General features: G+C 67.6%; 13 protein-coding genes and 1 pseudogene. 2 read left to right on the top strand and 12 right to left on the bottom strand.

Annotated features, from left to right (window positions below; genetic code table 11):
* Positions 1-2 precede the first annotated feature (2 nt).
* Genes G7043_RS40795 through G7043_RS40785 form a run of 3 tightly spaced genes read right to left on the bottom strand, consistent with a single transcriptional unit; the run spans position 3 to position 5,959 of the window.
* Positions 3-1,337, bottom strand: coding sequence for a right-handed parallel beta-helix repeat-containing protein (locus G7043_RS40795; protein ID WP_313888328.1), 1,335 nt, complete (start codon positions 1,335-1,337; stop codon positions 3-5).
* A gap of 4 nt (positions 1,338-1,341) precedes the next feature.
* Positions 1,342-3,192 (bottom strand): rhamnogalacturonan lyase family protein, encoded by a 1,851-nt coding sequence (locus G7043_RS40790; protein ID WP_166054058.1) that lies wholly within the window; start codon positions 3,190-3,192, stop codon positions 1,342-1,344.
* Positions 3,193-3,235: 43 nt separating this feature from the next.
* On the bottom strand, positions 3,236-5,959 hold the full coding sequence (locus G7043_RS40785; protein WP_166054057.1) for an exo-rhamnogalacturonan lyase family protein: 2,724 nt from the start codon (positions 5,957-5,959) through the stop codon (positions 3,236-3,238).
* Between the two features lie 141 nt (positions 5,960-6,100).
* Between G7043_RS40785 and G7043_RS40780 the strand changes: the two genes are divergently transcribed.
* Positions 6,101-8,068, top strand: a complete 1,968-nt coding sequence (locus G7043_RS40780) for a DUF2264 domain-containing protein (protein WP_313888342.1) — start codon at positions 6,101-6,103, stop codon at positions 8,066-8,068.
* Positions 8,069-8,188: 120 nt separating this feature from the next.
* Complete coding sequence (locus G7043_RS40775) at positions 8,189-9,202, top strand: LacI family DNA-binding transcriptional regulator (RefSeq protein WP_313888341.1); 1,014 nt, start codon at positions 8,189-8,191, stop codon at positions 9,200-9,202.
* On the opposite strand, the pseudogene G7043_RS40770 reads toward G7043_RS40775, so the two are convergent.
* From G7043_RS40770 to G7043_RS40730, 9 genes and pseudogenes are all read right to left on the bottom strand, one after another.
* Positions 9,184-9,448: pseudogene (locus tag G7043_RS40770) on the bottom strand (transposase); the annotation flags it as partial. The gene G7043_RS40775 and the pseudogene G7043_RS40770 sit on opposite strands and share 19 nt — an antisense overlap.
* A 52-nt stretch (positions 9,449-9,500) precedes the next feature.
* Positions 9,501-10,286: a carbohydrate ABC transporter permease gene (locus G7043_RS40765; RefSeq protein WP_207312392.1), complete on the bottom strand. Its 786-nt coding sequence runs from the start codon at positions 10,284-10,286 to the stop codon at positions 9,501-9,503.
* Between the two features lie 107 nt (positions 10,287-10,393).
* Entirely contained in the window at positions 10,394-11,347 is a 954-nt protein-coding gene (locus G7043_RS40760; RefSeq protein ID WP_166054054.1) for a carbohydrate ABC transporter permease, read from the bottom strand.
* Complete coding sequence (locus G7043_RS40755; RefSeq protein WP_166054053.1) at positions 11,347-12,705, bottom strand: ABC transporter substrate-binding protein; 1,359 nt, start codon at positions 12,703-12,705, stop codon at positions 11,347-11,349. The genes G7043_RS40760 and G7043_RS40755 overlap by 1 nt, the downstream gene beginning before the upstream one ends.
* Before the next feature lie 294 nt (positions 12,706-12,999).
* Positions 13,000-14,307: a cellulase family glycosylhydrolase gene (locus G7043_RS40750; RefSeq protein WP_313888327.1), complete on the bottom strand. Its 1,308-nt coding sequence runs from the start codon at positions 14,305-14,307 to the stop codon at positions 13,000-13,002.
* A 219-nt stretch (positions 14,308-14,526) separates the two neighbouring features.
* A complete protein-coding gene (locus tag G7043_RS40745) occupies positions 14,527-15,987 on the bottom strand; it encodes a GDSL-type esterase/lipase family protein (protein WP_207312391.1) in 1,461 nt (486 codons plus the stop codon).
* Positions 15,988-16,083: 96 nt separating this feature from the next.
* The gene (locus G7043_RS40740) at positions 16,084-17,400 is read right to left on the bottom strand and encodes an RICIN domain-containing protein (protein ID WP_166054051.1); all 1,317 of its coding nucleotides are present in this window, start codon (positions 17,398-17,400) and stop codon (positions 16,084-16,086) included.
* Between the two features lie 436 nt (positions 17,401-17,836).
* Complete coding sequence (locus G7043_RS40735; protein ID WP_207312390.1) at positions 17,837-18,913, bottom strand: glycoside hydrolase family 43 protein; 1,077 nt, start codon at positions 18,911-18,913, stop codon at positions 17,837-17,839.
* A gap of 881 nt (positions 18,914-19,794) precedes the next feature.
* Positions 19,795-21,435, bottom strand: a complete 1,641-nt coding sequence (locus G7043_RS40730; protein WP_166054050.1) for an extracellular solute-binding protein — start codon at positions 21,433-21,435, stop codon at positions 19,795-19,797.
* Positions 21,436-21,451 lie beyond the last annotated feature (16 nt).

Raw genomic sequence — 21,451 nt, 5'->3', positions numbered from 1 at the left:
TGTCACCTTCCATCGTTCTCGAAGGCGCCGAGATCCGGCGCGCTTCCACTGAAGGGCAGACCCACGTTGGTGCCCTTGTCGATCAACGCGCTGTTCGCGGCGAGGCGGAGGTGCGGCAGCACGGGCAAATTGCCGTCGGCCTGGCGGGGGGCGTCCCAGCCGGACGTCGACACGCTCCGGAACTGCGCGTCCGACAACGGGACGTTGAGGTTCCAGGAGTTGTGCGAGGCCGTCGTGCCGTTCATGTTCGCGAGCAGCGTGCCGGTGTAGGCGATGTTGTTGCGCAGGGTGCCCCTGCCGACGGAGGCGCCGCTCGAGTTGATTCCCCGCATGTCGAAATCGGGGCGGTTGCCGTAGCTGGTGTTGTCGAAGTAGTCGTTGGCCACCGGGTGGTGGTTGGAGTAGAAGCCAGCGGCCTTGTTGTTGAACGCCACCGAGAAGCGGACGGTGTGCTTCACCGCCCCGGCGTCGTACTCGCGGCCGAAGCCACCCATCTTGAAACCGGCACCGTTGCCCGCGGACGTCGTCGTCCCCGGCACGTACCCGTTGCGCCACGCCCACGAGTTCTCGATGAGCACAGGCGAGTAGGTGGAGATCAGGTCGTACCCGTCATCGGCGTTCCACCACGCGCGGCACCCCCGGAACACGTTCGCGGGCCGCCCGGCGGGCGTGTAGTGCGAACCGAACCCGTCGGCGTTCTCGCCGGGGCTGTCGTTGCTGCGCAGGTCGTAGTTCTCGTGCGAGTCCGAGTTGAGGACGAGGTTGCCGCCCCCTCCGTTGATGAACAGACCGGTGCCCATGTGGTGGTGGGTGTCGATCTGCTCGAAGGTGTTGTTGCTGCCGGAGATCCAGAGCCCCCAGGACTCGGCGTTGCGGTTGTTGTTCTGCGGTACGCCGGTGACTTCCAGTCCTTTGAGGTGGATCCAGTTGCCGGTGACGCTGAAGCCCTTGATGCGGCAGTCGTCCCTCATTCGCGAGAAGTCGAAGACCGGCTTCTCCCCCGGATGGGCCCAGTACCGGATCGGGTTGCCCGAGCTGCCGCTCTTGTTCAGGGTGATCGCGTCGACTCTGGCCGTCTGGCTCGAGCAGGCGCTGTTCGCACGGGTGTAGGCGTACCTGCCGCCTCGGAAGTAGACGGTGTCCCCCGGCTTGGCGGCTGTCTGCGCGCGGGCGATCGACGCCCACGGAGCGGCCTGCGTACCGGCCGCACTGTCATTTCCGTTGGGAGCGACGTAGTAGACGCTCGCGGCCGATGCCGGGCCTGCGGCAATCACAAGAGGGGTCGCCGTGATCACCGCGACAAGGAGCGCGCGGGTCAGGTAGATCGTGTTCTTCACAGCTTTACCTGCCTGGGTAAGTGATGTTCGGCCTGGGTGGCCGGCTCATGCCGACGCCCAGGAAGTAGTCGACGTGGTGGGACTGCATGTACCCCTTGAGCGTCATGGCGTTGCGGTAGGCGGGGTTGTGCGCCAGCGTGTAAAGCCTTGTGCTCGTGGGCTGGTTGGTGGTGAAGATGATCAGCTGGTTGTAGCTCGCGTTGGTGTACACGGCTTCTTCACGCCAGTCGCCGAGGATGTCGGCGTAGAAGGTCGGCTGGACTTCCTGGCTCGCGTCGACCGCGCCGTAGGTCGAGGTGTTGAGCAGCCGTTGCAAGCCGTTGGTGGGCTTGGGGTTGTTCGGGTCCCACTTCTCGAACTTGCCGTCGTTGAGCAGTTCCATCGTCATGTCGCCGTCCCACCACAGGCCCAGTTGCGGCCACGGCCTCAGCGACGTGTTCGGTTCGGTGAGGCGGTTGGCGGGTGCGTTGTAGAGGCCAGAGAAGGACCAGACCTCCATGCCGGGGAACCGCGGGTCGATGTCGCCCGCCATGCCGCGTCCCACGTCGGCGGTACCGGACGCGGTGTGTCGCCAGATGATGGAGCCGTCAGTGGCGTCGTAGTAGTACTCGCGCAGGCCGCTGGGGTTGTCCTGTTGAACGCCGTAACCCTGCAGGCCTGGGCGACTGGGGTCCATCTTGGCGATGTGGAAGCGGTCGCCGTGGATGATGCCCGAGGGCCCCAGGGAGTACCGCAGGGTGCCGTTTCCGTTGAGCACGAACCCGATCTCGGCGACCTCGTCGGTACCGTCGCCGTTGACGTCGATGACGCGGGTGTTGTGCCCGTCGGGTGCGTTCTGGTTGCCGCGCAGCCACTTCCACTGCTGGGTCAGCTCCTGGCCGTCGAACTGCCAGGCGCCCATCATGAGGTTGAACGCCCCGCTGCCGATCCGGTTCTTCATGAAGGCGACCAGACTCGGCCGCGTACCGTCGAGGTGGCCCACGCCGAACCGGGCGTACATCGGGCCGTCCCGCAGGTAGTCCGTCGGCACGGGAGCGGTGGCGCGGGGTGCCCCGGTCATGCCGTCGAGGATCGCGATGAACTGACGGTTGTTGTCGCTGTTGGTGAAGGTGGTGCCGTTGCCGAAGCGAACGCCGTTGGCGATCCGCACGGCGACCTCGGCACGGCCGTCGCTGTCGAAGTCGTAGACGGTGACGCCGTCGTTGTGGCCGACGTCGATGGTGGACGATCCACCTTCGATGTTGTTCTGGTTGGTGCTGTTGGGTCCCATGTTGACCGACCAGAGGAGCTGGCCGTCACGCCGGTAGGCCTCGAGGGTCTGCGGCGACGTCTGGCGGTCCAGAACGTAGTCGTACTCACCGTCGCCGTCGAGGTCGCCGACCCAGACGAACTTCACCGGGCCGCCGGAGCGCAGCGGCACGCGGACGACCGGCTCGACGGCGTGGTTGGCGGTCAGCGTGAAGGCGCCGCTCGGTGGCTGTTCCGCGCCGTCGACCACGGGCCGTACCCGGTAGCTGTTCGACCGGGTCAGGTCCGCCGTCGAGTCGGTGAAGTTGGTGCCTCCGGTCAGAACCGCGGAGTTGAGCTTGACCTCCTGGCCTCCGGCAGTGGACCGGTACACGTTGAACCCGATGCCGTCCGGGTCGAGCCCCAGCAGCCGCCAGGAGACCAGCACAGCGGTGTTGCTCGACCGCACGGCGACGACGCCGCGGCCGAGGTTCTCCATCGGTCTGGCGGCCGCCGCGACGCCGACCGGGGGCGTCGCGGCGGCCGGTGCGACGGCAGAAGCCGTCACCGTGGCGGACAGCAGGGCGACTACGGCCCCGGCTGTCGAGACCTTTTTGGACAGTTTCATGAATCCTCCCTGTGCAGGGTCAGGGCAGGGTGCGGGTGCCGGGTCAGGGCAGGTGATCACCGACCAGCGCGAGGCACTGGATCGCGGCCAAGCCGTACTGTGCGGAGGCATTCGTCGACACGAAGCTCGCCTCGTCCACCGGTTTGAGCACGGCCGGGCCGTCGACCCGCACCGTTCTCCAGGGTGCGTTGCGCGGATAGCCGGCGTGGCCGGTGTAGAACTCCTGCCACGCTCTGGCGGCCAGCGTGGCGTTGCCGGTCTTCGCCGCGGCGAACGCGGTGAGCCGGGAGTGGGCCTGCCGCAGGTTCTGGTTGCCGAACGACTGACCGGTCTCGGCCTTCTGTTCCTCGGCCGTGGCGTTGTACAGCCGGCAGTACTGCAACCAGGCGTTCGTGAACTCCGGAATGTCGAGCAGGTCGACGAGCTCACTGCACATCTCGACGAGGCCGAACACCGCGCCGAGCGAGCCCACGGAGACGGCCGGTGACGCCTGCGCGAAGGCTCCGGTGTCCAGGTCGTACAGTCCGCTGCCCTGGACGAAACCGTTGGGCAGTGCCCCGATGGTGCGGGCACCCGCCTGCAGCTTGCGCAGCGCGACCGGGTCTCCCCCACGCTCCCACTCGGCCAGGAAGGCGGCGGCGAGACCGCTCCAGTCGGTGCCGAGCGAGACGGACAACGCGTGCGGGTCCGGTTGGTAGGGCTCGGTACGGATCTTGCGGATCGGGTCGAGCACGAGGAACGTCCGATCGCCGTCGACGAGATCGCGCATCAGGTCGCCGACCCGTTCGTCGGCAGTGAGGAAGTAGTAGAACCGCCGGTACGCGGCGGTGCTGATCCGCAGCTGCTTGGCGCTGTCCGCCCAGTGCTGCACGCCGTGCCTGGTGCCGAGGTCACGCCACTTGCCCAGGTGGTAGACATCCACCTCGCCGGTGTGCCTGGTCATGGCCTCGGCGAACCGGAACACGTCGGCGCGCCCGGATCTCAGGTACTGGTACCACAGCCACAGATCCGGCGAGAGCTCGGAGTTGTCCCAGGCGTACCCGCCGATGTCGTAGCGCCACACGTGCCGGTCGGAGTCGTAGGTGTGCATGATGTCGCCGTAGTCCCAGAACCCGTACCAGCTGCGCTGCTCGACCTGGCCGCGGTGGTGGTCGAAGAGGAAGTCCAGCCGGTCCTCGATCTCCCGCCGCGCCGGTGTGCTGCGGTCGACCGGGCTCCAGTCGCCGAAGACACCGGCGCCGTGCAGGTGGGCCGGTGCGGCGACGATCAACGGTGGCGTGCGGACGGCCGCGGCCAGCTGGGCGAACCGTTCCGCGGACGGTGTGGCCCCCAAGGCCCAGAACGACAGCTCGGTGGTGCGGGCGATCCCGTACGGCGTGCCGAAGCCGGGTTCGTAGTCCTCGTAGGTGATCTCCAGCCCTTCGAGCTGTTTCGGGTAGGTGTCCTGGCCCATCCCGTCGTGGTAGAAGCGCAGGTCCATCGGGGTGGCGTCGGGCGACCAGAGCCACATCGTCACCTCGGCTGTCTCTCCCGCCGCGCCGCGGACGTCGAGCTGCGTGGGGTGCAGCTGCCAGAAGTCGCGCATGCCGAACGCGAACCCTCCGCTGATCCCGCCGACGTAGCCGAGGCCGGACGCCCGGCGGCCGGAGTCCACCGGGATCCAGCCGTGGCCCGCGCGGGTGCGCTTGCGGATGTCGAAGCAGCCCTCGGACAACTGCCGCAGGCTGTAGTCGCCCCAGGCCGGGACGTACTGCAACCGGCTGCTCACACGGGTGTCCCAAGTGGACACCGGAGGTGTCGCTCGTCCGGCGATCTGCGCCTGCCGCACCGCCGCACCGGGGTCACGGCGCAGACCGGTGATGCCGCGGACGGCCTCGCCGAGCACGCCGTCACCGTCACCGGCGAACCGCACGTGACGGTCGTGCGGCTGATCGGTCATCGGCACCTGGAAGCGGACACCGAGGCCGGAGATGAAGTCCTTGTTCGCGTCGCCGTCGAAGACGAAGGTGTGCACCATGCGGATGCCGTCGCTGCCCGCGTACAGGTACAGCCGGATGGTGAACGGCAGCCACACCCGAGGGCCCCGGTCGGCGCGGTGCACACCTTCGACACGCACCACGGCGCGAACCGGGCCACGTTGCTCGACGGTCACCGCACGGATGTCGGCGGTGAACCGCTCAGTGCGCACCACCTCAGGCGTGTCGTCCGCGGTGTTCTTGCGCAGGCAGACCAGGGTGCCGCCGGTGGCGATGGTCCGGTCTCCCCTGGAGATCGACGGAACCAGGACGCGCCCGTGGCGAGCGATCCGGCAGCGGATGACGCCGGTGTCGACCTCGATCTCCTTGCGGTTCTCGCTGACCCGCAACGGGGTCGCGGGCGCGGCGGGCTTTCCGGTGCGCAGCAGGTACTCCCGCGCCGGCGCGACCTCCGTACCGATCGCGTGTGCGGTCCACTTGACCGTCCCGTCCGGCCAGAAACCAGTCGGCCACGTCTGCACGGGCACGTCCTGTCCCGCGGCGGTGGTGAGGGACAACTCGCTGCCTTTGGGCAGGGCACCCCGCGCCCACGGCACTCCCCAGGTGGTGCCGACGAGTGCCTGAGGCGCCTCGCTTTCCAACCAGCGCAGTGGCACTTCCGCGGCCGCGGCGGGGATCGGTGGCGGCTGACCGCCCAGTGCGGCGCCGGCTTGCGCCGGTGCGTGCAGTCCGCTTGCCGCACCGGTCATCGCGACGCCCACAAGAAGAGTGCGGCGAGACAGTTCGGGCATCGTTGCCCTCCACCTGAGCCAGAGTTGAAACGTTTACTATTGCTGAGGGCAGCGAACCAAGGATTTCTTGATCGTGTCAAGACCGTTGGTCAGTTTTTCGTTGCTAGCAACGGTATTGACCGCATCGCGACTCGACCCTAGATTCGAACCATCGATACAAACGGTTTAACTCGCATTCGACTTCCTTCGACAGATGGACTGCTATCGCCCTACACAGGGTGGACCAGGGCGCACTGGGAAGCAGTGGCAGATCATCTTCTGGACGGCGTAGCGCCCTACGCCACCCCGGGCGGTGCCCAGTACCGAATGCCAGGCCGACCGGGCCGCGCGGGCCTGGACAGCGACGGTTTGGAGGGCTACGCAAGGACTTTCCTGCTCGCGGCCTTCCGCATCGCCGGTGCCGGTGGTGACGTGCCCGCGGAGCTCATCGAGCGGTATGCCGACGGCCTCGCCCACGGCACCGACCCCGGCCACCGGTACGCCTGGCCGGCACCTGCCGACTGCTCGCAACAGCTCGTGGAAGCGGCCTCGATCGCGCTGGCACTGCACGAGACCCGTCGATGGCTGTTCGACCGATTCGACTCCTCGGTGCAGGACCGAGTCGTGGCCTGGCTCGCCGCCGCGGCGGGCAAACGGACGTGGCAGAGCAACTGGGTGCTGTTCCCCGTGATGGTTCAGCAGTTCCTCGCGGGCGTCGGCGGACCGCACGACCCGGCCGGAATCTCCGACGGGCTCGACCGGATCGAACAGTGGTACGTCGGCGACGGCTGGTACACCGACGGGGCCGGGCGGAGCTTCGACTACTACGCCGGGTGGGCTCTGCACCTGTACCCGTTGCTGTGGTCCCGGATGTCGGGCGACGAGCGACGCGGCGAGGTGTACCGGGAGAGGCTACGCCTCTTCCTGGAGCAGTACCAGCACATGTTCGCCGGTGACGGCGCGCCGGTGTATCAGGGGCGGTCACTGTGCTACCGGTTCGCCTGCGTCGCACCGTTGTGGCTGGGTGAACTGATGGACGCGACCCCGCTGCCCGCCGGCCGCTCCCGGCGGATCGCCAGCGGCGTGCTGCGGCACTTCGTCGAGCGCGGCGTACCGGACGAGCGCGGCCTGCTCAACCTCGGCTGGCACGACCGCTTCCTGCCGAGCACTCAGCACTACTCCGGTCCGGCTTCGCCGTACTGGGCGAGCAAGGCGTTCCTCGGACTGCTGCTGCCCGCGGACCATCCGGCGTGGACAGTGCCGGAGAGCGCCGCGGCGATCGACGACGGCGACCAGGTCGTCGCGATGCCCGGCCCCGGCTGGCTCCTGCACGCCACCCGCCATGACGGGGTGGTGCGCGTGGTCAACCACGGCAGCGACCGGGCGCGGCACCTGTCCGCGGACGGGATCGACGACCCGCACTACACCCGGCTCGGGTACACGTCGCATGCTGCTCCCGAAGTCGGCGAAGATGCTCGGGTGCGGGCGGTGGACGGTCATCTCGCGGTGATCGGGCCAGACGGCGTCGTCTCCCGCCGGCGGCGCATCGAGCCGATCGCGGTCCACGACCGGTTCGCCGCGTCGGCCTACGAGGACGGCCCGGTGCGGGTGCAGACGGCTTCGATCGTGCGCGGACCGTGGGAACTGCGCGTCCACCGCGTGACCGCCCCACCTGGCCATGTCGTCCGGGACGGCGGCTACGCACTGGCCGGTTCCCGACCGCCGGCGGTGGGCACCGGTGACCGGTGGAGCCAGGTCAGTTTGCCGGACGGTCTGACGAGCGTCGTGCTCGCCCTGCACGGTTTCTGTGCGGCTGCGACCGCGGAAGCCATGGACGCCAACGCATTCGGCGTATGTTCCGCCACGCCGTACCTGGTGGCACCTGATCACCCTGGCGGAAGCGCCGTCTACGCCTCGCTGATCGTGCTCACCGGCGATCGGGTCGATCCCGCCGCGCTGCGAGAGTCGGTCACCGCGTCCGTCGCCGGTGACCGAGCCACGATGCGGCTGCCGGACGGGGAGCGGATCGAGGTGGTGCTCGGCGCCCAGGTCACCTACGCGCGCTATCCCGTGGACGGCGCGCCCGAGCGCTGGCCGACGGACGACACCCCCAGCACGGGGTATAAATGATTCAGTAACCGTTTTCTGAAACAATGTTCCCGGTTACAGGGTCACGGGAAGGGCCGGTGGACGATGACGCGACGGGCGAGCGAACCAGTGAACGGCCGGCGGCGGTCCACGATCCGCGAGGTGGCGGAACGGGCCGGCGTGTCCGTCGCCACCGTCTCGCGCATCCTGAGCGGCGACTACCCGGCCTCCCCCGCCACCCGCAAGCGCGTCATGCGTGCCGTCGAGGAACTCGACTACGTCGCCAACGCCCACGCCCGTGCGCTCGCGGGCACCTCTGCCAAGAGCATCGCCATTGTGCTCAACTCGGTGATCTCGCCGCACTACGCGCATGTCGCGCAGGGCGTGGAGGCCCAGACCGCCGTCGAAGGACGGCTGTGCCTGATCGGTACGACCGGCGGCGACGCCGAGCGTGAGCTCGCCATGGTGAAGTTCATGCGGGAGCAGCACGCCGAGGCGGTCATCCTGGTCGGCAACGTGGTGGCCGACGAGAAGTACGGCAAGCGCATGAGCCAGTACGCGCACGCCCTGACCGCGATCGGTTCCCGGCTGGTGCTGTGCGGCCGCCCGCCGCTCGGCCCCGATGTGCCCGCGGTGGTCGTGGAGTACGACAACGCCGGTGGCGCGTTCGCGGCGACCAGCCACCTGCTGTCCGCCGGACACGAGCGGATCCTGTGCCTCGGCAGGCGTCCCGGCCACACCACGCAGGACGGCCGGGTGGCCGGGTACCGCAAGGCGCTGGCCGCGCACCGCGTGCCGCACGACCCCGCGCTCGAGGTCGAGGGCACGACGATGGAGTGGCACGAGGGCTACCGGATGATGAAGGAGCGGCTGGCCACCGGTCCTCGCGACTTCACCGCGGTCTTCGCCCTCAACGACCTCATCGCCGGCGGCGCCTACCGGGCACTGGCCGAGCACGGGCTGCGGGTGCCCGACGACGTGTCGATGGTCGGATTCGACGATCTGCAGCCCTCGCTCGACCTCAACCTGACCAGCGTGCACCTGCCACACGAGGAGATCGGGCGCACCGCCGTGCGCCTCGCACTGGAGCACGAGGCACGCGGCGGCACACCTCCGCACGTCATTCTCGGGACACACCTGGTGATCCGCGACTCGGTCCGTCCCCGCGTGTCCTGACCTGAGCCGCGCACGTTCGGCACCGCGTCCAGCAGTGGTTCCAACTGGGTGACGTCGTGACGGTTGCCGCCGGTCAGGATCGCCGCGAGCGGGATGCCGCCGTCGTCGGTCAGGACGTGGTGCTTGGAGCCGGGTCGGGCGTTCACGCAGCCGCCGCCAGCAGGTCATACCGGAGCCGAAGCCCAACTCCTGCGGCAGGAACTCCCACTGGATGCCGGTGTGCAGCACGAACAGGATTCCCTGCAGCATCCAATGTCCCGTGCGGCCTGCGCAACCGATTCGCCAAGCGTGTCGTGGGTTATCCCTTCACGCCCGAACTGACAACACCGCGGATGAAGTAGCGCTGACCGAACAGGAAGATCACCAGGACGGGTACCACGTACATGGCGGCGGCGGCCGCCTGCACCGTGGCGTCGGGGTTGCCATGAGGGTCGAGGTAGAACGCGGCGATCGCCACCGACAGTGTGGTCTGGTCGGGGTCGAGGAACAGGGCCGGCGCGATGTAATCACCCCAGGTCCAGGTGAATGAGAGCAGGAAGGAGGTCAACAGCACGGGCCTGGACAGCGGCAGGAAGATCTGCAGGAAGATCCGGCCGTACCCGCAACCGTCGATGATCGCCGCCTCCTCCAGTTCGGCGGGGATGGCGGCGAAGAACTGGCGGAACAAGAACACAAAGAACGGCGACGCCCCGAGGGCCCACATCACCCATGGCCAGTACGTGTTGACCAGCCCCATCCGGGCGAACAGCACGTAGGTCGGGATCAGGGTGAGGATCTGCGGCAGCATCATGGTGGCCAGCACCAGCACGAAAAGCGGGCGTTTGCCGCGCCCACGCAGGCGGGCGAAGCCAAACCCGACCGCCGCGCTGGAGAAAGTCACGATAGTCGCGAACATGAACGACAGGAACAGCGAGTTCCCCAGGTACGCCGGGAAGTTGATCTCGGTGAAGGCCTGAACGAAGTTCCCCCACTGGGGCGTCTCCGGCAGGATCTTCGTCGGGATGGAAACCCATTCCGCCTTGGTCTTCAACGCGGCAAGCACAAGCCAGGCGAACGGACCGGCGAACAGCACCGCGAGCGTCATGAGGAGCAGGTAGGTGCCCGCCGCATTGCGCCGACGCCGTGAGCTCCGGGACGGCGCCGCCGGCGGTGTGCTGGTGGCGGGCGTGGTCGCGGGGGTCCGCGTGACGGTCATCGTTCGGCCTCGCTGTCGACCTCGTAGTGCACCCACAGCCGGCTGGACCGCAGCATGATGAGCGTGATGATCAGGATGACCACGAAGAACACCCACAGCATCGCGGAGCCATAACCGTAGCGATTGTTGGCGAAGTACTCCTCGTAGACCTGCACCATGTACAGGTGGGTGCTCTGCGGCACGTGAGTCACCTGGCCGACCTCTCTCGAGTGGGCCAGCAGCAGCGGCTGAATGACGATCTGGAAGGTGAAGATGATGCCGGTCACCACCTGGAAGAAGATGACCGGCGAGATCATCGGCACGATGATGTGGCGGAGCACGTGCCAGCGGTTGGCGCCGTCGAGGACCGCCGCCTCCTCCAGTTCGGCCGGTACGCCCTGCAGGGCGGCAAGCATGATCACCATCCCGCCGCCGAGTCCCCACAGGATGAGGATGATCAGCGCGTAGAACGCGTTCGGGTCGACCAGCCAGGCGATCGGACCGATGCTGATCTTCTCGAGGATGGCGTTGAGGATGCCGGCGTCCCGGTTGAAGATCAGCTTCCACATGATGGCCGCGGCGACCACCGGGACGACCGAGGGCAGGAAGAAGACCGTCCGGAACAGGCCGACCAGCTTCAGTCGCCGGTTGAGCAGCACCGCCAAACCGAGCCCGCCAGCCACCATGATCGGCACCGCGATCGCGGTGAACGCGAGGGTGCGGACCAGGCTGGTGATGGCATCCGTGTCGGACAGGAACTCGACGTAGTTGCCTAGGCCCACCCAGCGCCACTGTGAGCTGGTGCCGTTGAAGTTGGTCAGGCTGATCGCGAACGCGTAGCCGAGCGGCAGCGCGGTGAGCAACGCGAATCCGAGCACCCAGGGCGAGACGAACAGGTAGAACGTCCGGCTGGAGTACCGCTGCCAGCGTTTCCTGCCGCGCCTCGCCTCTTCCGTTGCCGTGGCGGTCACTAGCCGATCTGGTCCTTGCCTTGCCGCAACAGCTCGTTGATCTCATCGGTGATCGCCTTGCCGGCGGCCTCGACGGTGACCTCGTTCTTGATGGCCCGCTGAAGGTGCTTGTCCAGCACGGGGTCCCAGGCAGTGGCGCCGCCGATGTACGGAGAGTCGGGCAGTTGCCCGGCGTGCTGCAACTCGGCCTGCTGCGTCTCGAAGACCTGCTTCTGGTACGGCAGCTCCTGTGGCATGAGCGACAGCTGCGACTTCAGTGCCGGAATGCCCCAGCCGCCCTTGGCCCGATCCTCCGACGGCGGCCCGGCCATGTAGTACTCCATGAACCTCCAGGCCTCGTCCTTGTGCTTGGCCTTCGCGGGGATGTAGGCACCCCAGCCCGCGTACGTCGGGCTGATCCGCTTGTCGCCCATCACCGGCGCGGGCGCCATGGCGATGTTGTTCTTGATCTCGTCCGACTCTTTCACGAAGTTGCCGCCGTACCAGTAACCGTCCTGGGTGATCGCCATCCGCTTGGCGAGGAAGAGCGACAGGTCGGCTCCGTCCGGCGCCGGGTCGAGCGAGGTGGGACCGACGCCCGCCTTGGCGAAGTCGACGTACCACTTCAGCGCCCGCAGGGCCTGCGGTGTGGTCATGTCGGTCTTGGTCAGGTCGGTGTTGTACACCTCGCCGCCCTGCTGGAGGATCATCGTCGAGATCGGCGCGAACAGGTTCCAGGCCCACTCCACGCCGAGGCCGTAGGCCTCGGTCTTGCCGCCGCTCTTCTTCGTCAGCTTCGTCGCGATCTCCAACAGCTCGTCGTAGGAGATCGGCTCGGCGGTGCTCAGCGGCTGAATCCCGGCCTGCTCGAACAGCGCCCGGTTGTACCAGAGCGTCGCGTCCTGGCTCCAGTCCTTGATGATCCCGTAGTACGGGCCGTGGCCGATCCGCTTGCCGTCCCACCGGAAGCTGTCGTTGACCGGCAGCAGGTGCTCCTTCTTCAACACGCTGCTCTTGGCCAGGTACGGGTCCAGATCGGTGGCCAACCCCTGCGCGTTGGTCCGCGCGCTGCCGACGGCCGGCGCGCGGACGAGGTCCGGCGGCTCGTTCGAGGCGAGCATCGCGTTGAGCCGCGTGCCGTCATGCTCGATGAAGCTGATCCTGATATCGGGGTTCTTGGCCTCGAAGTCGGCGATCTGCTCCTTCGTCAGCTCGTTGTTCTTGTACATGATGGTCAGGACGGTCTTGCCGTCGCCGGACTCCGTGCCGGCGTTGCAGGCTCCGAGCAGCGGCGCTGTCAACGCGCTACCGGCGACCAGCGCCGAACTGGTGAGGAAACGTCGCCGACTGAGTTGGGTGTGGTGAGGAGGCTGGGGCACGAGCACTCCACTCGAAGGTCAAGTTAAAACGCTTTAACAGTGGGGAGTTGGGAACGTAACGTCATGCTCTGAAGAGTGTCAACACCAACGTTTGCGATCACCCAGGTGGACGAGGAGGGTTCTCCTCCTTGGCACGACGATGGAGTGGCACGAGGAGATCGGGCGCACCGCCGTGCGCCTCGCACTGGAGCACGAGGCACGCGGCGGCACACCTCCGCACGTCGTTCTCGGGACACACCTGGTGATCCGCCGCGATTCAGTCCGTCCCCGCGTGTCCTGACGCCCTCCGAGCTGTCAGGCGGCGGCTCCGATGTCGAGGGCGTCGACGTTGGGTAGTCCGGCTGCCGCGGTCGGGGCGATCCGGATGGTGTTGCTGCCGGCGTTGAGCGACACCGGCACGGACTTGGTCGACCATGCGGACCAAGAGCCGGTGGGCTCGAACGACACGGTGGCCACCGTAGTCCCGTTGACAATCACGTTCGCCGGCCGCGCATCCCCGCCGTTGGCGAACCGGATCCCCACCGTCGCCGTACCAGCCGCCGCCGGGATCACCGTGAACTGTGCTGCCGCGCCGACGGCGTTGCCACCGTTGCAAAACCCGCTGCCCGAATAGCCCGCGTGATTCGTGTCAATCGTGCCGTCACACACCGCGGGAGCGGACTCCGCCTCGTAACGCTGCCCTGGCTGCGGGCTGTCGGTACCCCAGCCGTGCCTGAGCCGGTCAGCGCCGGTGGAGCTGCGGATGCTCACGCTCAGGTTGGTGCCGCTGCCGTGGAGCGCGAACATGGAGTACCAGTCGTAGTTCTGTCCGGCGGTGATCTTGCCGCCGAGCGCGGGCCAGTAGACCGCGCCCATCTTGAGTGCCCGCAGGGAGTCGGTGTCCGCGCGGAGGTACCGGACGAAGTTGTTGGAGCTGTTCGCGTTGTTGTAGTTCAGGCCGGTGTCCATCGGAGCGCCGAACTCGGTCAGGACGGCGCGCGAGGCGCAGTTGCCCAGTCGCTGCCGGAAGCTCTGGACCCAGCCGTTGTAGTCCATCTCGCCGTAGAAGAAGACGTAGTGGTGATAGGACAGGAGCGTCCCGTCGAGACGTGTGTCGGCACAGACCGGCCTGACGTCCTGGCTGTAACCGGTGCCGCCCACCAGGATCCGGCCCTTCGGGATCGACGCGCGAGCGTTGATCCACGAGGCAGCGAGGTTGATCCATTGGGAGGCGCTGTAGCCGTGGGGTTCGTTCATCGGCTCGAAGTAGACCAGGCTGTTGGAGCCGTACTGGGCAGTGACGGTGTTCCACATCGAGTTGAAGGCGTTCATGTTGGTGATCCGGCCGCCGGACGCGGCTCCGTCCTCCCAGTAGGCGAGGATGACCTTGAAGCCTTTGGCGGTGGCGGCGTCGATCGTGCCGCGGTAGGCGTTCCACCACGACGTGCCGACGGTGTGGGTGTTGACCGGCAGCCGGACGGTGTTGACGCCGAGCTGGTTCTTGAACCCGTTGTAGATGGCATCCGCCTTGGCCAGGACGGTCGAGTAGCTGTCCGACTGACTCAGCCCGTCGAGGACGAGCGGGCCTTTGACGAAGTTGTCGCCACGCACGGCCCAGTTCACGCCTCTGAACTGGGATGTGTCCGCGCTGGCCGGTGATGCACCGGTAACTGCGACCACCGGCAGTAGAACCAACGTGCTGAGAACGCTGACCAGAGTGCGGCGCAGGGAACGGGTGTGAGGTGCTGAGCGTGTGCGGATACCTGTCGGTGGCATCTGATCGACCAATCTCGTGAGTGTTGTGGTGATGAGGGCCCGTCGGAGGGGGCGCTGTCTGCTCTGTCAGCGCAGGTAGCTGACCAGGGACAGGTTGTGTTCGCGGACTCCCTCGACGACCAGGTCGGCCATCCGCCCTGCGCCGTACTCGGAGAAGTGGGTGTTGTCCTTGTATCCGTCCTCCGCCTGGCGCAGGTAGAGCCTGGCGGAGTCGTTCGGGCCCATCGACTCCACCAGCGCCTTGCTCTTGGCGGTCAGGTCGATCACCGGCACGTTGAGCTGGTCGCCGAGCCTGTGCATCTCCGCCGGCAGGTTGACGCCCGCGCCGTTGACGTGTTGCGCGGTGGGAGTGAGCCGGTTGCCGTCGAAGTGCCGCCGTACCGGTGGCGTGACGAGAACGGGGTTTCCGCCCCTCTCCCGCACCTGGTTGATCATGGAAGTGAGGTTGCCGCGGAACGCCGATGCCGAGGTGGACTTGTCGTTGTGCCCGAACTGGATGAGTACCAGATCGTTCGTCTTGATCAGCGGCTTCAGGGTCGGGAACAGCGCCGAGTTGCGCAGGAAGCTCCCCGAACTCTCGCCGGAGTCGCCGTAGTTGGCCACCACCGCGCCCGCCGACACGTGCGTCGGCATGAGCTGCCCCCAACCTGTCCACGGGGCGAGCATCTGGTCACACGTCGTCGAGTCACCCGCCAGGTACACCACCAGGGGGTTGTTCGCCGCACGGACCGTCAGACCAGACAGCTTCGGCGCCGAACCCGCAAAGGTGATGTCCAGTCCGGACTTACCCGTCCCGCCCTGCCCCGTCGGCTGGCCCTCTGGCTGCCGGACGTTGATGGTGAAAGTGTGCGCGGTGATCGTGCCGGCCGCGGTGTTGACCGCGGGCAGGATGCGGCGGCGCGCCTCCACCGACATCGAGGTGTTGCCGGCCGTGTCACGGTCGCCGATCCATGCGGTGACTTCGTAGTTGCCGGGAGCGACGTCGAAGTGGCAGACGATGGGCGAGGTGCGGGTGCACTGCGATGGCCAGCCGGGCGGCGGCTGGGCGCCTCCCAGTTCGACGTCGAGATGGTCCACATTGGGCAGACCGGTAGTGCTGGTGGGGTTGAGCCGGATCGTGTTGCTGCCCGAGTTCAGTCGCACGGCCGCGGTTTTCGTGGTCCAGTTGTTCCATGCGCCGGTGGGCTCGAACGACATCGACAGCGCGGTGGCGCCGTTGACGATCAGATCGGCGGGGCGTGCGGTGGTGCCGTTGGCGTAGCGGATGGTGATCGTGGCCGTGTCGGCCTCCGGGGCGCTCACGGTGAACTGTGCCGCCGCGCCGATCTCGTTGTCGCCGTTGCAGAATCCGGCGCCGGAGTAGCCGCTGTGGTTGGACTCGATGATCCCGTCGCAGGCGGCCGGCGCCGTTTCGGCCTCGTAGCGGGTCGCCGCCGCGGCGGATGCCACCGTGGAGCTGATGACGAGACCGCCGCCGGCCAGTGCCGCGGCACAAAGCAGCGCCACACGCTGTCTGAGTGAACGCATGATGGACCTCCGAAGAGTGATCGAATCGCCTGGACAGAGCAGTGGCATCGTGTGGCTGGGCGGGTTCACCGGATCATCGGCCCGCCCCGTCACACCTCAGACGCGCCGGCGGGTGAAGCGCTGGTTGGCGTTGCCGGTGTAGGTGTACTGGGAGATGCGGGCGCCGTCGGCGGAGGAGTTCTCCCAGACGTCCAGGGCGAGGCCGGATGCCCGGTTGACGAGGCTGATCACGCCGCTGCCGTGGTCGATCACGCGCCATTGCTGGGTGGTGGCGGCGGTGTCGGTCTGTTGGACGATGTCCGCTCCGTTCGCGGTGCCGGTGGTCTGGAGGAACAGGCCACTGTGCCGGGCCTTCAGACGTACGTGGCCGTCGGCGGCGTCGACGAACTCGAACTGCTGGCTGGGGTTGCTGGTGGGGGTCCGCTGGACGAGCCGGGCGCCGACGGCGGTGGAGGCCGCGTTGATCTCGGCGGCCTTGCCGCTGTGCCGGGCCACCAGGGTGTAGTGACCCGGGCCGCCGGGCGTGTCGCCCAACTGGGCCTCCCACCGGGTGTTCGGCCCGGCCGCGGCGGACGGGAGACGATCCCGCGCGGCGGTGTCGCCGTTCATGGTCCACCGAGCCCACTCGACAACAGTGTTCGGGAAACGGTTGTCACTCCAGAAACTCGTGTGACTACCCCCGACAAAGGTGAGGAACGCCTTGGGCCAGCTCATCTCGTTGTAGGCCTGCCGGGCCGAGGAGTACCGGGTGAGGTCGTCGCGGTCGCCGTGGACGAACACGACCTTGGCCGTGATCGAGGCGGCGGGAGTGCCCATGTCCTCACAGGACTGCGGGTTCGCGGAAATGATTCGGCTGTCCGGCCAGGCGGTCAGCAGACCGTGGGTGGTCATGCCACCCAGGGAGTGGCCCGAGACGCCCACGCCGATGCCGGTGTTGATGTGCCCGGCCAGCGGCCCGCTCGAATTGAGGGCGAGGGTGTTGGTGAGGATCTGCGAGACGTCCTTCGACGGCTCGCCGCTCCGGACCTCGCCGGCGCCGCTGTAGTTGAAGTGCGGGGCGGGGACGATGAAGCCCGCGGCGACCAGCGGCCGGATGAAGAACAGCGAGCCCTGCGGGCTGCTGCCGAAGCCGTGGGTGTAGTTGTAGACGGGGAAGACCCCGTCGGCGACCGGGGCGTTCGTCACCGGGTTGCCGCCGGGGGTGCCGGTAGCGGGGTAGTAGACGTAGGTGGTGCACCGGCGACTGCCGCGCGTCCAGTCATACCGGCGCACACCGACGGCGAACGGCGCGGCCAGCGCCGTGTCCAACGGCCCGACGCCGGCCGACGCCTGCCCCGCTCCGAGCAGGGACAGGCCAACGCCCGCCGCTCCGGCCGTGCTCAGGCTGAGGAAAGTCCGTCGTTGCATGGTCATGAGTAACTCCGGGGGTGCGGGGACGGGCGTGGGCAGAAGCTTTGTCGCGCGTTGCCAACGGATGTCGGGAAGGAGCGGTGCGGGCGGGGGGATGTCGGACCGGGATGTCGGACAGCGGCACCTCGGACGTCGGGTGGTCGATGTCGGGTAGTCCGGCTGCCGTGGCCGGGTCCAACCGGTGATCGCGACCAGGCCGTACTGCGCTGGCGTTCGTGGACACGAAACAGCCGACTTCGTGCCTGACACCGAATCACCTCCGGAGCAGGTGATGTCCGGCCGGGGCGGCAGGGCCGTGCCGGCGGCGAGTGAGTAGTCGACGTGGTGGGACCGCAGGTAACCCTTGACGTTCATGTCGTTGCGGTAGGCAGGTTGTGCGCCAGGGCGCGGTGCCGAGGTTCTGGTTGTCCAGGCACAGGTTGCTGTGCTGGTTGCGGACTCAGCTACCGGAGCGGGCGGCCTCGCCTGAGGGAGGGGCGAGGACCTTGGAAGTGGGCACCGGAACGCCGAGGTTCGGGGTGCCGTCGGCGTTCCAGGAGATCTTCTGCACGCGCGTGGTCCGGGTCGTGCCGCAGCCCTGGGACGCAGAGGAGTTGGCGTGGTAGGCGATCCAGATCTCGGTGCCGTCGGGTGAGGTGAAGAACGAGTGGTGGCCTGGACCGTAGACGCCGTTGGCGTTGCTGCGCTGGAAGATCGGGCTGGGGAACTTCGTCCAGGACGACGCCTCGAGCGGGTTGCCGCCGCGGTACTCCAGCATGCCCAGCTTGTAGTCCGCCGTGCCGCAGTAGCTGGCGGAGTAGGTGAGGAACGTGCGGCCGTTGCGCTGGAGGGCGAACGATCCCTCGTTGACCGGCTGCCCCTGCCGCTCCCACGCGAGCGTCGGCGCCGAGATGCGGGTGCCGTAGGCCGAAACGGAGGTCGGACTGCTCATCGGTGCGATGTAGATCGACTGGAGCTTGTCGGCGTGGAACGCCGAGTAGTGGAAGTACAGGGCACCGTTGAGCTTGAGCACCGCGCCATCGATCGCCCAGCCGTCGTTCGGCATCAAGTTGAGCACACCCCGATAGGTGTAAGGGCCCATCGGGTCGTTCGCGGCGCTCTCCAGCACGTGCGTGCGGCGCGATCCATATCCGGCCCGCGGTGCAACCGAGTAGTAGATGTACCAACGGTTGTTGATCTGCTCCAGATGAGGAGCCCACATCGTGCAGCAGCCCGTGTTCTGGGTCGCGGTGAAGATCCGCCTCTCCTGGGCGCTGCGCAGGCCGGCGATGGTGGACGACCGGCGCATCAGGATGTTGGACGTCCACGTGGTGGCGACGTAGTAGTACTGGCCGTTGTACTGCACCAACGTCGGGTCTGCGCTGTTGGGCGCGGGAACGACGGGATTGGTGAACGAAGGGCCGGGAGCGGCGTCCGCTCGGTTCTGGCCCACCACGATCATGGGCAGGGCGACGATGAGCGCGGCGACGAGCGACAGGGCTCGCCGGCCCGCACCGCGCCGGTGGACGAGCATCATGGGGCACTCCTGATGACGGGAACGGGTGGGAGTTCGGACGACCTGCGGCGGGCCGGCCGAGTCCGGGACCGGCGCTCGACCACCATCGGAGTCGCGCACCGTGCGGCTTCACGTTGCTGGCGTTGACAATCTGCGGTTCGACAGGGCGTTGCGGCACAGCAGACGACACCGGCAACGCGGGCGGCGCGGAGCCTGCCGGCCGAAACGGCCGGCTAGGCGAAAAGTCCAGCTCGGTGAAGACGGCCCGAGCACCAATTTTCCAACAGGATCACGCTTCGCCTCCTTGCGAGCAAGATCTGTTCGCGCTTATCGCCGGATGCCGGCCCACATGGCTGGGCGGCCCGGCCGAGCGGCCTGTCGGCACAGCCCCGCGACGCAGGCGGCCGGTCACCGCTTCCAGTGCACCCGGATCCACTCCGGGGTACACGACAGTCGATCGTCGCCCGGCAGGAAGTAACCGGCAGGACCGGCGAGTTAAAACGGTTACACGTCCGGAAGCCCAAGTTAAGGGGATGGGTCGAAGCTGTCAACAGCGGCTCGATGTCCCCCGTCGATCCAGGGCAGCCCGATTGTCGAACGAATCGAAGTAAGCGTTTTCACGAACGGAGATCGTCGCGATCGTCGCACGACGCCTGAGCTGGATCCCCTCACGCCGACGTGGCCGCCAGGCCTCACCACGGCCGGTACGCACTGACGAGGGCGGCTTGAAGCCCCGAGTGGCACTTCGGCGAAATGCTGCGCCGAAGTGCCACTCGGGAGCTCCGCGAACAGTCTCGGCCGGGGAACGTTCACAGCACGCGAGGGCGAGAGTTCATCCTGTTGCGCCAGTCGTATCCGAGGGTTTGCACATCACGTCAACACGACGGTCGGCTTCGGGCGGGCTACTTGGCGGCGGCGTGCTCCTTGGCCAGTTCCTCGGCCACCTTGTCGCCACCGGCCTGCCGCCACTGGGTGACCGCGTCCTTCCAGGCGGACACCGGCTTGCGGCCGAACACGATGGCCCCGATCGCGTCGCCGACGGTCCGGGTCAGCTCGGCGCCCTTGCTGGTACGGGTCGCGGACCGCAGCCCCGCCTCCGGATCTGCCACGCTCCCCGGCAACACCGCCTTCTCCCACTCGTGGACGGCCTTGGCCGCCTCCGGGTAGCCGGGCAGGTGCAGCACGGCCGGCGCGACCCCGAGGTACTTGATCGGCAGGTTGACGTTGTTCTCCACCTTGAACAGGTCGGTGGTCCTGATTCCGCCGGAGTACTTGGTGAAGTGCGTGCCCTCCACGCCGTAGTTGACCAGCTCGTACTCGGAGGTGCCGAACGGGGCGCTGAGGTAGTTGGAGACGCGCAGCAGCAACTTGATCCGGTCGGCGCTGGCCTTCTTGAACGTGACGTAGCCGAAGATGCCGGCGCTCTGCCAGGGGGTCGCGTTCGGCCCGTACGGGCGGGCGAGGTCGAACTCGAACCGGCGGTTGATGCCGTCCATCGTCTCCCTCGCCACCGCGCCGAAACCGTCGGTGATCGACAGGACGGAACCGTTGTACCAGAAGGTCTTCATGTCCGTCGCGCTGAGCGTGAGGGTGTCCGGGTGGTAGGCGCCCTTCTCGGCGAGCCGGCGCATCACGCCGAGCGCCTCCTCGAACTGCGGCGTGGTGAGGGTGCTGACGAACTGGCCGTCGCGCAGTTCCCAGGCGTTCGGTGCACCGAGCGAACCGGCGTGGTAGGCAATCGAGCCGAAGCCGCCGAAAAGGCTCTTGGAGCCGCCGATGCCCCACCTCCCGCCGCCCGACTGCCCGGTCATCGCGGCGACGAACTCCTCCGTGCGCCACTCTCGCGGGACACCGGCCTGCTGGAACGCCGTGCGGTTGACGTACAGGCTGTTGCCCGGCTTCGGCCGCTCCAGCGGCACGCCGTAGATCCGGCCGCCGACGCGGCCCATGCCCTGCCAGGCGTACGTGGGGATGTTGGCCAGGCTGGGATAGTCCTTGACCGCATCCCCGCCGACGAAGTCGGACAGGTCTGCGCACCGGCTCTGGACGAACTCATGGGAGCGGGGCAGCTGGAGGTTGCTGAACATGATGATGTCGGGCAGGTCGTCGCCGGAGGCCATCAGCGTGGCCATCTTCTGTCCGTACTCGGCGTCAGGGACGACCACGACCTTGAGATTGACGTTCAGCGCCTTGTTGATCGCCTGCCAGAACTGGTTGCTCTCCAACGGCTTGGGCGGGGCGCCGTAGGTGATGACCATCGCGGTGACGTCCGAACCGTCACCCGGTGCTTCCGGCACCGACCGAACGAGGTTCTGCGGATAGTTCAGGTACAGCGGTTGCACGCCGGACTTGTCGCCGGGCGCATCAGGCGTCGGACCGGAGAACGGCACGTATGTGGGCCACGGCACCACGTTCTTGCCGGCGTTGCCGACGTTGCCGGTGGATCCGCTGCCGCAGCCGGCGAGCGCGGATCCGGCCACGGTGGCGAGCGCACCGGCACCGGCGAACTTCAGCAACGACCGTCGGCGGAGGTGAGAAGACATGCGTGGCTCCTTCCTC

This window comes from Lentzea alba, assembly GCF_011067745.1.
Lineage (GTDB): Bacteria > Actinomycetota > Actinomycetes > Mycobacteriales > Pseudonocardiaceae > Lentzea > Lentzea alba.
Note: the sequence above shows the minus strand (reverse complement) of the source record. Positions and strands in the feature narration are given on the sequence as shown.